Origin of the sequence: Novosphingobium percolationis (assembly GCF_020179425.1) — a bacterium.
Classification (GTDB): domain Bacteria; phylum Pseudomonadota; class Alphaproteobacteria; order Sphingomonadales; family Sphingomonadaceae; genus Novosphingobium; species Novosphingobium percolationis.
The window spans coordinates 150,379-164,818 of the sequence record NZ_JAILYM010000002.1 but is presented as its reverse complement, the minus strand read 5'-3'; the positions used below and the strand labels follow the sequence as shown (position 1 = coordinate 164,818).

Sequence of the window (14,440 nt, the reverse complement as noted above, 5' to 3'; positions counted from 1 at the left end):
GCACCGCGAACGCTCAGACGAGCGTGGCGGTGAACATCATGCCGCTGACGCCAGCCGCGATGATGATCGGCAGCACATAAGATGCGATGCTGCGCATGGGTAGTCCTCCTGTTGTGAGGCACTCTCAGGCAGTCTCCCAGTTCATCGGCGCCGGCAGGGTGGTGGATTGCAGGAGCTTGCTGAACGAGGCCGCAAATACGCTTTTCGGCGTATGCTGCAAATGCGAACAAGGCCGAGTGACTTGCAGTAAACGCAATCCACCTTGCGCAACCGTATGCCTTGGCCCCCCGCCGCATCTGGACAGAATCGCCCATGCTCTCTATCCGCCGCCCATGAGCATCCAGCCTTCAGAATCGATCCTGATCGTCGACTTCGGCAGCCAGGTCACGCAGTTGATCGCCCGCCGCGTACGCGAAGCGGGGGTCTATTCCGAAATCGCCCCCTTCACGCAGGCCGAGGCCGCGTTCCACCGGATGAAGCCCAAGGGCATCATCCTGTCGGGATCGCCCGCCAGCGTCCCCGCCGATGGCAGCCCCCGCGCCCCGCAGGTGCTGTTCGACAGCGGGTTGCCCATCCTCGGCATCTGCTATGGCCAGCAGGTGATGAGCGAGCAGCTCGGCGGCAAGGTCGAACCGGGCGATTCGGGCGAATTCGGCCGCGCGTTCCTCACCGTCACCGAACCCTGCGTGCTGTTCGACGGCCTGTGGGCCACGGGCGAACGCCATCAGGTGTGGATGAGCCATGGCGACAAGGTGACGCAGTTCGCCCCCGGCTTCCGCATCGTCGCGGTCTCGGACGGCGCGCCCTTCGCGGTGATCGCGAACGACGAAAAGAAGTACTATGGCACCCAGTTCCACCCGGAAGTGGTCCACACCCCCGATGGCGGCAAGCTGATCGCCAACTTCGTGCGCCACGTCTGCGGCTGCACCGGCGAATGGACCATGGCCGAATTCCGCAAGACCAAGATCGCCGAGATCCGCGAGCAGGTCGGCGACAGCCGCGTGATCTGCGGCCTGTCGGGCGGCGTCGATTCGGCGGTGGCGGCGGTGCTGATCCACGAGGCGATCGGCGATCAGCTGACCTGCGTGTTCGTCGACCACGGGCTGATGCGCATGGGCGAGGCCGAACAGGTCGTCAGCCTGTTCCGCAACCACTACAACATCCCGCTGGTCCACAAGGACGTCTCGCCCCTGTTCCTGGGCGGCCTTGCCGGGGTGACCGACCCCGAGGCCAAGCGCAAGTTCATCGGCAAGACCTTCATCGACGTGTTCGAGGCCGAGGCCAAGCAGGTCGGCGGCGCGGACTTCCTGGCGCAAGGTACGCTCTACCCCGACGTGATCGAGAGCGTCTCGTTCACCGGCGGGCCTTCGGTCACGATCAAGAGCCACCACAACGTCGGCGGCCTGCCCGAACGCATGAACATGAAGCTGGTCGAGCCGCTGCGCGAACTGTTCAAGGACGAAGTGCGCGCGCTGGGCCGCGAACTGGGGCTTCCGGATGTCTTCGTGGGGCGCCACCCCTTCCCCGGGCCGGGCCTTGCCATCCGCATCCCCGGCGAAGTGACGCGCGAACGCTGCGACATCCTGCGCAAGGCCGACGCGATCTACCTCGAGGAAATCCGCAACGCCGGGCTCTATGACGCGATCTGGCAGGCCTTCGCGGTGCTGCTGCCGGTCAAGACCGTGGGCGTGATGGGCGATTTCCGCACCTACGACAGCGTCTGCGCGCTGCGCGCCGTGACCAGCACCGACGGCATGACGGCGGACATCTACCCCTTCGACGCGGGGTTCCTGTCCCGCGTGGCCACGCGCATCGTCAACGAGGTGAAGGGCATCAACCGCGTGGTCTACGACTACACGTCGAAGCCGCCCGGCACGATCGAGTGGGAATAAGGCCGAGACAATGAAGCCCCCAGCATGGCGCCGGACGCGGACACCCTACCCGCACGCCTGTTCGATCCAGACCCGTTATACCGATGAGGACCGGCTCGGCCATATCAACAACATCGCCGTCGCGGCCTACTACGACGAGGCCCGCTCACTGTTCTCGCGCGCGGTCTTCGACGCGGCGGGCCGCGACGAATTTACCCGCATCGTCACCGCCGACAGCCGCGTGACCTATCTTGCCGAGGTCTTCTACCAGGACCAGCTCGAGGTGCTGACCGGCATCCTGCGGATCGGAACGGCCTCCTACGATCTGGGCCAGGGGCTGTTCCGCGGCGAGCAGTGCGTCGGCCTGTGCTCGACCACGTTCGTGCAGGCGACGCCCGAAGGGTCGAGCCCGCTCTCGCCAGCCTTGCGCGCGGTCCTCGAAGCCAAGCTCATCCATCCGCCCGAAGAGGGCTGACCGCTTGGAGCGGCGCGAAGCAGATTGCATCATCCGCCCTGCGCAGGGCGAGGATGAAGCCGCGACCGTCGCCTTGTGGCAGGCGGCAGGCCTCACCCGCCCGTGGAACGACCCCCATGCCGATTTCCGCATGGCGCTGGCAGGCCCTGCCAGCACCGTCCTGCTCGCACACGCCGACGACGCCATCGCGGGCGCGGTCATGGTCGGCTTCGACGGGCATCGCGGCTGGGTCTACTACCTCGGCGTCGATCCTGCGCGCACGCGCGGCGGCATCGGGGCAAAGCTGATGGCCGCCGCCGAGGGCTGGCTCAAGGCGCGCGACTGCCCCAAGCTGATGTTCATGGTGCGCAGCGACAACCTCGCCACCAAGGCCTTCTACACAGCGCTCGGCTATCAGGACGATGCCGTCGTCACGATGAGCCGCCGCCTCGACGGGCGTTAGGCCGCCGTCCGCAGCCGGTCGAACACGCTCGGCGTAACGTCCTGCCCGAAGCGGTACGACGATGCCGTTATCCCGCCCCGCAGGTCGTCCTGCGCATAGATGCAGGTGCCCGGATCGCCGCCCGCCGCGCCGACCGCGACCATCAGCGGAATCAGGTGATCCTCGCGCGGATGCGCCTCGCGCGCGGCCGGAGCCGCTTCCCAGCCGAGCAGCGCGGCCTCGCGGTCCTGCGGCGAAACTGCGGTCAATGCATGGCGCAACCAGCCGTCGAACGCGGCGGATGGTGCGCGCGCGCTGGGATCGAAGCGGCGCAAGTTGTGCCAGGTGAAGCCTGATCCCACGATCACCACGCCTTCATCGCGCAAGGGGGCGAGCGCCCGGCCCAGCGCGATGTGCGCGGCCACGTCGTAATCGGCGCGCATGGCCAGGCTCACCACCGGCACCTGCGCATCGGGGTAGATCGGCTGGAGCATCGAGAACGTGCCGTGATCGAACCCGCGTGTCGGGTCGGTCGCGATCGGGATGCCCGCCGCCTGCCCCAGTTCGACCACGCGCCGCGCTACCTCCGGCGATCCGGGCGCGGGGTAGCTGATGTGGTAGGTGTGCTCGGGAAAGCCGTAATAGTCATAGACCATCCCCGGCTGCTCGGCCGTCGATACGGCAAAGCCCGGTTCCTCCCAGTGGCCGGACACCACCAGCACCGCGCGCGGAGGGTCGGGCAACATGGCCGGAATCGCCTTCAGCGAAGCCTCCAGCAACGCGAATCCATCGCGGAACGGGCCGTCGAGCCAGGGCCAGGGGCCGCCGCCATGCGAAAGGAAGAAAACCGGCTGCTGAGTCATCGCGAAATGTCCTGCCAAACGCCCTGATCGTGCGATCTTCCACGTAAGGCCGGCAGACCCGCGCCAGAAGTGCGAAAATCCCCATCGCTTCGTTCGAGCGCGTCGAACAAGCCCCTACAAAGCATGGCCAAATCGTAATGATCCGCTCACCCGCAGGATCACCGCCATAGCCTATTCCGCTTCTCGACGGTGAGCAGCCGACGCCGAATCGCAACGTGACGGTCCCCTGTTCCGATTCCTCAGCGTCCGCTGCCCACCGTCACCCTTCCCGCAAGCGTCGAGGCCGCTCCTGACCCCTGGCGCCCGATCCCGCTGGAACACACCCTCGTGTCACGCCCCATCTTCTTCGATCCGACCGGCCTTCGCCGTCGTCGGACCCGCCGCATCGCCTTTGCCGTGCTGGCCCTGCTGATCGCGCTCGCTGCGGTGTTTGCGACCACCGTCGCCACCGTGCCCGCCTCGCAGCCGCTGCCGCTGGGCTTCGAACGCATGGCCCCGCTGCCGCTCAAGACGCAGGTCAGCAAGCTTTCGCACCGGCTCGCCGACCTTCTCGGTCGCCACCCGCGCGCGACCGCCACCACCGGCGCACCGCTCAGCGTGGGCTTCTACACCTCGTGGACCGATGGCAGCGCGCAAGTGCTCGCCCGCCACGTCGGCCAGCTCGACTGGGTCGCGCCCACGCTGCTGTCGATCGACCATGCGGGCCACCTGACCGTGACCGACGACGCACCGATGCGCCGCGTGCTGGCGGGCGCGCTGCACCGTCCGCTGGTCGTTCCCGTGCTCCAGAACGCCGCCGACGGCACGTGGGACGGCGCGGGCACGACCGCCGTGCTCGCCAATCCCGCGCGGCGACACGCGCTGGCCGATAGCGTGGCGCAGGCGCTCGACAAGTCGGGCGATGGCGGCGTCATGGTCGACTTCGAAAACCTGCCGCCTGCCGGGATCGCCTCGCTCCACGCCTTCCTCGCCGATCTTCACGCGCGCCTTGCCCCCAGCCACCGCGTGGTTGCGGTGACGATGCCGATCGACAGCTCCGACTGGTCGGCGCGCAGCTTTGCCAAGGTCGCCGACAAGGTCGTGCTGATGGCCTATGACGAGCACTGGCAGGGGGGGCAGAGCGGCCCCATCGCATCGCAGGGCTGGTTCGCCAGCCACCTTGCCGACCAGATCGCGGGAATCGACCGCTCGCGTCTGATCGTCGCGCTCGGCAACTACGGCTACGACTGGCACGAAGGCCGCGCCGACAGCCAGACGGTCGAGGAAACATGGCTTGACGCCCACGACAGCGGCACCGTCCCCACGTGGGACAAGGCCAGCGGCAATGTCGGCTTCGCCTTCACCGAGGACAGCCCGCAAGGCCCGGTGCGCCACGACGTGTGGCTGCTCGATGCCGCGGCCAGCTGGAACCAGATGCAGATGCTCTCGCGCCTCGGCCTGGGCAACGTCGCGCTGTGGCGGTTGGGTTCGGAAGACCCCGGCTTCTGGAACGCGCTCCGGACCTGGCGCGCGGGCGGCCACGCGCGCCCTGATCTGACGGCGATCGCCCAGACCAACAACGTCGATGTCGACGGCAACGGCGAAATCCTGCGCATCGACGCCACGCCGCAGAGTGGCAGCCGCCACATCGAATTCGACCCGCGCTCAGGCCTTGCCAGCAGCGAACGCTATGCCAGCCTGCCCACACCCTACGTCGTGCGCCGTACCGGCGACCGGCCCAAGCTGGTCGCGCTGACCTTCGACGATGGCCCGGACCCGACGTGGACGCCGCAGATCCTGTCGATCCTCGAACGCTACCACGTGCCCGGCACCTTCTTCGTCGTGGGCGAGAACGGCGTGGGCAACCGCGGCCTGCTCGAACGCATGAACGCCGACGGCGACGAGATCGGCAACCACAGCTACACCCATCCGAACATGGCCGACGAGGCCGCCACGGGCATCAAGATCGAGCTGAACGCCACCCAGCGCCTGATAGAAGCCTATACGGGCCGCTCCACCCGCCTGTTCCGCGCGCCCTATTTCGGCGATGCCGAGCCCACCACCGCCGACGAGATCGGCCCCGCGCTGGTCGCGCAGGAACAGGGCTACACCGTGGTCGGCCTCCATGCCGATACCGGCGACTGGAAGCGCAAGGGCGCGCAGGACATCGCCGACAAGGCCGTCTCCGCGATCGAAAACGCCACCCCCGATCGCACCGCCAATGTCGTCCTGCTGCACGATGGCGGCGGCAACCGCGCCGAAACGGTCAAGGCCCTGCCGCAGATCATCGAGCGGCTCGAAGCCGACGGTTACCGCCTCGTGCCCGTGTCGACGCTCGCGGGCCTCAAGCGCGACGAAGTCATGCCCAAGGTGGATGGCTGGGATCTGCTAGCGGTGCGCGCCGATGTCGCCATCTTCTCGCTGCTGGCGATGGTCATTGATTCGCTCAACTGGATCTTCTTCTTCGCCATCGCGCTCGGCGTGATCCGCGCGGTCGGGCTTGCCGGGCTGGCGCTCGTGCCCAGCCGCCGCAAGCCGCCCGTGCCGCCTGTGGGCGAGGCACGCCCGCTCGTCACCGTGATCATCCCCGCCTTCAACGAAGAGCGCGTGATCGAGGCCTCCGTCCGCCGCATCCTGGGCAGCGACTACACCCCGATCGAGGTGATCGTCGTCGACGACGGCTCCAAGGATCGCACCAGCGCGATCGTCGCGGAAAGCTTCGGCAGCGATCCGCGCGTGCGGCTGATGACGCTGGTCAACGGCGGCAAAGCCAAGGCGCTCAATCGCGCGTTGGCCACCGCCTCGGGCGAAGTGGTCGTCGCGCTCGATGCCGATACCCAGTTCGAACCCGCCACCATCGCGCGGCTGGTGCGCTGGTTCGCCGATCCCAGGATCGGCGCGGTCGCGGGCAACGCCAAGGTCGGCAACCGCGTCAACCTCGTCACCCGCTGGCAGGCGGTCGAATACGTGACGGCGCAGAACATCGAACGCCGCGCGCTGACCCGCTTCGACGCGATCATGGTCGTGCCGGGTGCGGTCGGGGCATGGCGCCGCGCCGCGCTCGATGCGGTGGGCGGCTATCCCGAGGACACGCTGGCCGAGGATCAGGACCTCACCATCGCCATCCAGCGAAAGGGCTGGCGCATCGCCTATGACGAGGATGCGGTCGCTTGGACCGAAGCCCCCGAAACACTGCGCGCGCTCAGCAAGCAGCGCTTCCGCTGGGCCTTCGGCACGCTGCAATGCCTGTGGAAGCATCGCTCGATCCTGACCGAGCGCCGCCCGTCCGGCCTTGCCTATGTCGGGATGCCGCAGGCCTGGCTGTTCCAGATCGTGTTCGCGATGGTTTCGCCGCTGATCGACCTCGCGCTCGGGATCTCGATCATCGGCACGGTCATCCGCATCGTCCAGCACGGCTGGGCACAGACGCAGACCGACGTGCTGCGCATGGGGCTCTACTGGGCGGGCTTTACGCTGATCGACCTGCTGTGCGGCTGGGTCGCGATCCGGCTGGACTTGCGCGAGGAGCGCTTCCGCCCGCTGCTGCTGCTGGGCCAGCGCTTTGTCTATCGCCAGCTGATGTACGGCGTGGTGATCCGCGCGGTCGGCTCGGCGGTGGCGGGGCTGGGCATCGGCTGGGGCAAGCTCGAACGCACCGGCCGCGTCTCGACGCCGTCAGGCGGGCAACCGGAGCGTCGCGACGAGGCCCCCGCTGCCGTCATCTCCTCCATCCCCGGCTGACAGGTCGAGCGCCCCGCCATGAAGCCGCGCCACCGCGGCCACCATCGCGAGGCCGAGGCCACCGCCCGGACGGGTGCGCGCGTTGTCGAGCCGGACGAAACGCTCGACCGCGCGCGCGCGATCCTCGGGCGCGATGCCGGGTCCATCATCGGCCACTGCCAGCACGCCCTTGCCGCCCTGCATCCGCGTGCTGACAACGATCCGCCTCCCGCCATACTTCATCGCGTTGTCGATCAGGTTGGCCAGCGCGCGGCTGACCAGTTCGCGGTCGGCCAGCACGGGCGCGGCGTGCAGCTCCGCTTCCAGCACCACGCCTTCCTGTTCGGCCAGCGGCTCGTACAGCTCGACCAGATCCTCGGCCAGCGTGGCGAGGTCCAGCGCGACGCGGCGGTCCTGCACCGCCCCGCCTTCCAGCCGACTGACTTCGAGCGCCGCCTCCAGCATCGTGCGCAAGGCCTCGGCATCGGCACGCGCGGCTTCCAGCGCCTCCAGCGCGGCCGGCTCCTCGACTCGCGCCATGGCGCGTTCGAGCGCCGCCGACAGCCGCGTGACGGGCGAGCGCAGATCGTGCGCCAGCGCGCCCGAAACCGCGCCCAACTGCGAAACCAGCTGGTCGATGCGCTCGGCCATCAGGTTGATCTGCCCGCGCAGGTGGTCGAACCCGTCGCCGGTCTCGTCGACCGCCAGCCGCGCCCCGAAATTGCCCGAGGCGAGCTGCGCCGCCGTCTCCGCGATCTCGTGCGTGCGGCGGCTGATGACGAGGCCGAGCACAGCCGCGCTCAAGGTCGCCAGCAGCACCGCCACCGCCGTGGTCACCCCGATCGCCGTGGCAAATGCCAGGTCGAAACGGCGGTCGCTGGTGCTGGCGACGCCGACCACCAGCGTCTCGCCATCGGGCAGGCGTCCCGCCACCGCCATGCCCTCGCTCGGCGGCCCGCCGGGGCTGCGGCGCACCGTTATCGGCACGGGCCGCGGCCCCACCGCCACTTGCGGCACGCGATCGAGATTTGACAGCAGCGGCGGCCCGTCCCCACCGGTCAGCGCGACGAACACGGTGGGATCGCCCGCGCTGCCCCGGCGCGACAGGATGAAGTCGGCCAGTTCGCCCCGCCCGCCGTCATAGAACGCCGCCAGCAGGTCGTCGCGCACGTCGACCACCTGCCGCACGCGATCGGCGCGCACCACTTCGACCATCTGCGTGCGCAGGAAGAAGATCGCTGCCGCGCTCGACAGCAGCTGCAGCACGAACACCGCCCCCACCAGCCGCACCATCGTCGGCGAAAAGCGGCGGCGCCCCGACGCCGCGCGGGCGTTGTCAGTCCGCGGCAAGGCGATAGCCCGCGCCGCGCACGGTATGGAAGAGCGGCGCGGCCTCGCCATCGTCGATCTTGCGCCGCAACCGGCTGATGTGCACGTCGATCACGTTGGTGCCGGGATCGAAGTGATAGTCCCACACCGCTTCGAGCAGCATAGTCCGCGTCACCACTTCGCCCTGATGCTGCATCAGGTATTCCAGCAGGCGGAACTCGCGCGGTTGCAACACGATCTTGCGCGCGCCGCGCCGCACCTGTCGGCTCAGGCGATCGAACTCCAGATCGCCGCAACGCAGGACGGTATCCATCGCCTTGGCCGGGCCACGTCCGCGCCGGGCCAAGGCCTGCACCCGCGCCAGCAACTCGCCGAACGCAAAGGGCTTCCCCAGGTAGTCGTCGGCCCCGGCATTGAGCCCCGCGATGCGATCGTCGGTGCTGCCCAGCGCCGAGAGCATGATCACCGGGGTATCGACTTCGGCCGCACGCAAGGCCTTGAGCAAGGCCAGCCCGTCCATCGCGGGCAGCATCCGGTCGAGCACCACGACATCGAACTGGCTGTCGGTCGCCAGGAACAGCCCATCGCGCCCGTTGTCCGCGCGATCGACGGTATAGCCAAGCTCCTCGAACCCTTGCGCGACATAGTCGGCGATTTGCCGATCATCCTCGACCAGCAGGATGCGTCCGCCCACTCGTAACCCTCCGCGCCATGTCAGACAGGAAGCCTAGCGCGTTCCGATGCGCGCGTCAGCCCATAGCGATGGGGGCGCTCAATGACGGGGACGCTCAATGACGGGGACCGGGCCCGCCACGCCCCGCACCGCCCATGCCAGGCCCGCCCGACATCGTCACCGGCGCGCCCGACGGGATCGAACCCGGCGCGCCGCCGGTATAGCCGAAGCCTTGCGGCAAGGCCGGTCCCATCTGCCCGCGCACGCCGGGGACCGGCGCAGCTTCGTTGGCATCGGGCGCGGCAGCGGGGCCATCGGGCGCAGCCGGCGGCATGGCCACGGCCAGGGCATCGGGCTCGGGCGAAAGCGAAGTTTCGGGCGCGGGCAACGGCGCGCCGGCGTCGTCGGCCCGCGCATCATCGGCCTTTGCCGTTGCGCGCGGCGCGACATGGCCCGCTATTGCCAGACGCGCAGGCACCTGCGTCGCGGGCGCGGCCACCACGCCGGGGGTGGGGGCCGCAACAAGGGCAGACGCCGAATCCTGCGTGTCGGCGCCGGGGGCCGAAGGATCGTCCTGGCGCGGCGCACCCACCAGCGCGAACACCGCCAGCCCCGCCGCCAGCGCGGCAAGACCTGCACCTGCCCCCACCCAGCGCCGCGGACTGCGCGCCGCCGCGTGCGAAGGCAGCTGCGCGCGCGTGGCCACCGGCGCGCGCTGCAACGCGCTCGCCGCGATCGGGGCGTCCTGCGGCAACCGCGTCACGTCCGCCTTGATCCGTGCGGCAAGCCCTTCGGGCAGGCGCGGCGCGACCGCCAGATCGAGCGCTCGGTCCAGCTCGTTCTCGCGCCATTGCGGCGCAGCCGGAGCCTTGCGCCTCACGCCGCGCAGCTTTCAGGCACGAGATCGCGGCAGCGCACGTCGCGCGCTTCGAGCAACTCGCGCAATTGCCGGCGCGCCCTGAACAGCAAGGATTCCATCGCCTTTATGTTGAGCCCCATGACCTCTGCTGCAAGGGCATTCGAAAAACCCTCGTAATAACAAAGCACCAGCGCCGCCCGATAGCGTTCGGGCAAGTCGGCCAGCGCTCCTGCCACGGCCGCGCGCGCCTGGGAAGCGATGATTCCGGCATCGGCCAGCGGGGCCTCGTCGATCTGTTCAGGCAGTTCGGGCGCCAGCACCACGCGGAACCGTCGCTTGCGATCGAAGCACAGGTTCATCGTCACCCGGTGCAGCCAGCCGACAAGGCCGGCGCCGCTCGGCTTCCAGCGCGGCGCCTGCTGCCAGGCCCGTGCGAAGGCTTCCTGCACCACGTCCTCGGCCTCGTGCGTGTCGGCCAGCATCCGCATGGCAACGCGATAGAGCGCGCCCGCGTGCCGGTCGACCAGCACCCCGAAGGCGTCGGCATCGCCGCCGGCCACCAACGCCATCAACGCCGTATCGTCGCAAGTGTCGAGCGAGGCGTTGGCAGGAGGGGGCAGGCTGGCGTCGCGCGCGAAGCCTCCCTCGCCGATCACATCGGCGTGGCGCTGGATATCGCCATGAAACATCATGCGAGGAGCCTTTGCGGCTGGCAGTGGCGCACGCGGATACCTCCGTCCATGTTCCCCCATGAACCGTGCCTGTGCTGGCCATCCCCGCCTGAACCGCAAATTTACGGAGTGGTCAGCCCCGCGCAATTTTTTTTCGCGAGGCATGCGAAGGGTTCGCCGCATCGGCAGCGTTGGGCATTCGGAAATCGTGCGGCACCGCCCCCGGACCCGTCGCGCGGTTTCCAACAGTAACACAGTCACTGGGGCCTGCGCCGCGCGCCTTACCGGCCGCACGCAGGCCCCCTTTCCCGGATGGACCCGACGATGCAGCGCCCCCGCCCCGACCGTTTCCTCAGCACGACCGCCACGCGCGCGCTGCTCGCCGCCACGCTGATCCCCGCAGGCCTCGCCGCCGCAGCGCCTGCCTTTGCCGACACGACCGTTTCGACCACCTCGACCACCCCGCTCGTCACTTCGAGCGCGGGCAACGTCACCGTGGCCAGCGGCGGCAACCTCAAGGTCGCCAGCGGCCCGGCTGTCACCGTCGATGCGGCCAAGACAGTGACCGTCGCCAGCGGCGGCACGATCACCGCCGGTGAAGACGATAACGCCACCGCGATCTTCGTCGCCCCCGTCACCACCACCATCGACAACGCAGGCACGATCACCGTCACCCAGACCTATTCGGTGCCCGACGCCGATAGCAATTCGATAGCCGACGGCCCGCTCGCCACCGTATCCAACCGCTATGGCATCCATGTCGGCCCCGGCGGCACGATGACCGGCGCGATCACCAACAGCGGCACGATCACGCTCGATGGCCTGAACTCGGCGGGCATCGCGGTCGATTCGACACTCGATGGCAGCCTGACCAATACGGGCACCATCAAGGTGCTGGGCGATAACAGCGTCGGCATTCGCACCGCGGCCGTCACCGGCGACGTCAAGGTGGGCGGCACCGTCTCGGTCGTCGGCGCGGGCACGCAAGCGCTGGTCGTGGGCGGCGATGTCGGCGGCACGGTGCGCATCAACGGCGCGCTCGGCCAGGCGACCTCGCTCACCACCGACGGTGGCACCACGCTGTCGCTGCCGCGCAGCGCGCTGCAGAGCGGCAAGGCCATTGTCGAAATCTCGGGCAACGTCGCCAAGGGCGTGCTCGTCTACGCCCCGGCCGATTCCTCGGCCAGCGACCAGACGGCGGGCGCGATCACCGCCTATGGCAACAGCCCCGGCCTGCTGATTGGCGGCACCACCAATACCACGATCGGCAGCGGCACCACGCGCCTCGGCACCTATGCGCTCGGCATCGACGGATCGGTCACGGCCAGCGCGGGCTATTCCTCGACCAATGCCTATGGCGTCGTCATCGGTGGCAAGGGCGGCAACGTGACCATGGCCAGCGGCATCGGCGTCGGCGGCTCGATCACCGCCACCACGGTCGATTCCTCGGCCGTCGCGCTGCTGATCAACGCGGGCTCGACCGTGCCCACGCTGGTCAACGACGGCACGATCAAGGCGGTGATCTCCTCGCCCGGCATCGGCCAATCCTACGCCATCCGCGACCTGTCGGGCACGCTCACCTCGATCACCAACACCGGCGACATCACCGTTACCGGGTCGAGCGAGGACCGCCTCGCCGCGATCGACGTCTCGGCCAACACCAGCGGCGTGACCATCACGCAAAAGCTCAACAGCACCGACGCCGCCAGCCAGACCACCGCCAAGGGGGCAACGGGCTACAACCCCGACACGGCGACGGTCTACACGACGATTACCGGCAACATCTACACCGGCGCAGGAAGCGACACGCTCGACATCCAGAGCGGCAAGATCACCGGCAACAGCTTCCTCGGCGCGGGCGACGACGTGGTGAAGCTGGCCGACGATTCGAAGTATATCGGCCAGATCGACTTCGGCACCGGCACCGCGACGATGAATATGGCGGGCAATTCGCGCTTCACCGGCACGCTGATCGTCAACGATCAGGCGGGCACGCTGACCCTCGCCGACGCTTCGCGCTGGCTCGGCACCGTCACCGGCGGTTCGCAGCTGGCGGTCAACGTCAACGGCGGCACCTTCGGCGCGAACGCGGTCACCACCACCACGGTCGGCGCGCTCAATGTCGGCGCGAACGGCACGCTGCAGGTCTATGTCGATGGGGCGACCGGCACTGCCTCGAAGGTCATCGCCAACACCGCGAACTTCGCCAGCGGCGCGAAGATCACCGCCAAGGTGTCCTCGCTCGCCAAGGCCGAAGGCACCTACACCGTGCTCAGCGCGGGCACGCTGACGGGCGCTGCCACGATCGATGCCTCGGCGCTCGCCATGCCGGTGCTGTTCAACGGCGCGATCGCGGCGCAGGGCAACGACCTGCTGCTGACGATCTCGCGCAAGACCGCCGACCAGCTTGGCCTCAACGCCGCGCAGGGCGCTGCCTATACCGCGCTGCTCGACAACGCGCTCAACTACACCACCCTGCAATCGAGCCTGCTGCAGGCCAGCAACGTGGCCGCGCTGCAAAGCCAGTTCGGCCAGCTGCTGCCGGTGTTCAACGGCGGGGCATTCGACCTCGTCACACGTGGCGTGCGACTGGCCGCGCAGCACGTGTCCGACGACAGCTCGATCTTCACGATCAGCGATGTCGGCGGCTGGATCGAACCGATCTACTTCAAGGGCGAGCAGTCGCTCGATGCGACCGGCCACGGCTTCAAGACCGACGGCTTCGGCATTTCCGCCGGGATCGAGCGCCGAACCGGCATCGGCAATGTCGGCGCCTCGTTCCTCTATGTCTCGGGCAACGCCAAGACCGGCGATATCCAGAAGGTCAAGGGCAGCACCTACGAAGCCGCCGCGTTCTGGCGCCTCGCGCACGGGCCGCTCTATGCCTATGCGCGGGCGGGGATCGCCACGAACAAGTTCAAGTCGACCCGCACATTCACCGGCACGGTCGATGCGGCCACGGTCACCTACACCGCCTCGGGCGACTGGAAGGGCACGCTGATTTCGGGCACCGGCGGCCTGTCGTACAAGGTCGATCTCGGCGGCGGCTTCTCGCTCAAGCCCAAGGCCGTGCTTGATTACTACCGCCTGCACGAAAACAAGTATGCCGAAACCGGCGACACCGCGATCCTGCTGAACGTCGGCGCCCGCAATTCGAGCGCGCTCAACGGCACGGCCACGCTCGTCGCCGCTTGGAGCGCGGGCCAGAGCGGCTACGAAGGCCGTCCGCTGACCATCGAAGTCGAAGGCGGCCGCCGCAATCGCCTCTCGGGCCACTTGGGCGACATTACCGCCACCACCGCCAGCGGCGACAGCTTCACGCTCGTTCCCGAGGAGATCAAGTCGGCGTGGACCGGCTCGGTCAGCCTGATCCAGGGCGGGCTCGACTACACCTGGCGCCTGACCGGCGGGGCCGAACGCACCCAAGGCGGCGGCACCTCGTACTCGGCCCGCGCCTCGCTCAGCATCGCTATGTAAGGAAGGACGGGGTGGTGCTGTAACCGGCCCACCCCAACCCCTCCCGCTTGCGGGAGGGGGAAGAAGCTCCGGGCACCCTCCCGCTTGCGGGAGGGGCTGCGA

General features: G+C 68.7%; 10 protein-coding genes. 5 read left to right on the top strand and 5 right to left on the bottom strand.

The features are described from left to right. Positions 1 to 332: 332 nt before the first annotated feature. From guaA to K3A84_RS05205, 3 genes are read left to right on the top strand one after another with little or no spacing between them, the layout of a single operon-like run. Positions 333 to 1,892, top strand: coding sequence for a glutamine-hydrolyzing GMP synthase (guaA, locus tag K3A84_RS05215; RefSeq protein WP_225008274.1), 1,560 nt, complete (start codon positions 333 to 335; stop codon positions 1,890 to 1,892). A 10-nt stretch (positions 1,893 to 1,902) separates the two neighbouring features. Next, the gene (locus tag K3A84_RS05210) at positions 1,903 to 2,346 is read left to right on the top strand and encodes an acyl-CoA thioesterase (protein ID WP_225008273.1); all 444 of its coding nucleotides are present in this window, start codon (positions 1,903 to 1,905) and stop codon (positions 2,344 to 2,346) included. 4 nt (positions 2,347 to 2,350) lie between these two features. Further along, positions 2,351 to 2,788 (top strand): GNAT family acetyltransferase, encoded by a 438-nt coding sequence (locus K3A84_RS05205; protein ID WP_225008272.1) that lies wholly within the window; start codon positions 2,351 to 2,353, stop codon positions 2,786 to 2,788. Here the strand turns inward: K3A84_RS05205 and K3A84_RS05200 are convergent. Continuing rightward, the gene (locus K3A84_RS05200) at positions 2,785 to 3,630 is read right to left on the bottom strand and encodes a DODA-type extradiol aromatic ring-opening family dioxygenase (RefSeq protein WP_225008271.1); all 846 of its coding nucleotides are present in this window, start codon (positions 3,628 to 3,630) and stop codon (positions 2,785 to 2,787) included. The genes K3A84_RS05205 and K3A84_RS05200 overlap by 4 nt on opposite strands. A gap of 327 nt (positions 3,631 to 3,957) precedes the next feature. On the opposite strand from K3A84_RS05200, the gene K3A84_RS05195 reads away from it, so the two are divergent. After that, on the top strand, positions 3,958 to 7,350 hold the full coding sequence (locus K3A84_RS05195) for a glycosyltransferase (protein WP_225008270.1): 3,393 nt from the start codon (positions 3,958 to 3,960) through the stop codon (positions 7,348 to 7,350). Here the strand turns inward: K3A84_RS05195 and K3A84_RS05190 are convergent. The 4 genes from K3A84_RS05190 to K3A84_RS05175 form a co-directional block, all read right to left on the bottom strand. Beyond that, a complete protein-coding gene (locus K3A84_RS05190; RefSeq protein WP_225008269.1) occupies positions 7,285 to 8,679 on the bottom strand; it encodes a sensor histidine kinase in 1,395 nt (464 codons plus the stop codon). The genes K3A84_RS05195 and K3A84_RS05190 overlap by 66 nt on opposite strands. Beyond that, a complete protein-coding gene (locus tag K3A84_RS05185; protein ID WP_225008268.1) occupies positions 8,666 to 9,352 on the bottom strand; it encodes a response regulator transcription factor in 687 nt (228 codons plus the stop codon). Before K3A84_RS05185 ends, K3A84_RS05190 begins: the two co-directional genes overlap by 14 nt. A 94-nt stretch (positions 9,353 to 9,446) precedes the next feature. After that, positions 9,447 to 10,211: a hypothetical protein gene (locus K3A84_RS05180; protein WP_225008267.1), complete on the bottom strand. Its 765-nt coding sequence runs from the start codon at positions 10,209 to 10,211 to the stop codon at positions 9,447 to 9,449. After that, positions 10,208 to 10,882, bottom strand: a complete 675-nt coding sequence (locus tag K3A84_RS05175) for an RNA polymerase sigma factor (protein ID WP_225008266.1) — start codon at positions 10,880 to 10,882, stop codon at positions 10,208 to 10,210. The genes K3A84_RS05180 and K3A84_RS05175 overlap by 4 nt, the downstream gene beginning before the upstream one ends. Before the next feature lie 303 nt (positions 10,883 to 11,185). On the opposite strand from K3A84_RS05175, the gene K3A84_RS05170 reads away from it, so the two are divergent. After that, positions 11,186 to 14,338, top strand: coding sequence for a beta strand repeat-containing protein (locus tag K3A84_RS05170; RefSeq protein ID WP_225008265.1), 3,153 nt, complete (start codon positions 11,186 to 11,188; stop codon positions 14,336 to 14,338). The last annotated feature ends 102 nt before the right edge of the window (positions 14,339 to 14,440 follow it).

Coding starts and splice junctions, on each gene's coding strand:
- guaA (WP_225008274.1), top strand. CDS start 333: ATGAGCATCCAGCCTTCAGAATCGATCCTGATCGTCGACTTCGGCAGC.
- K3A84_RS05210 (WP_225008273.1), top strand. CDS start 1,903: ATGAAGCCCCCAGCATGGCGCCGGACGCGGACACCCTACCCGCACGCC.
- K3A84_RS05200 (WP_225008271.1), bottom strand. CDS start 3,630: ATGACTCAGCAGCCGGTTTTCTTCCTTTCGCATGGCGGCGGCCCCTGG.
- K3A84_RS05175 (WP_225008266.1), bottom strand. CDS start 10,882: ATGATGTTTCATGGCGATATCCAGCGCCACGCCGATGTGATCGGCGAG.
- K3A84_RS05170 (WP_225008265.1), top strand. CDS start 11,186: ATGCAGCGCCCCCGCCCCGACCGTTTCCTCAGCACGACCGCCACGCGC.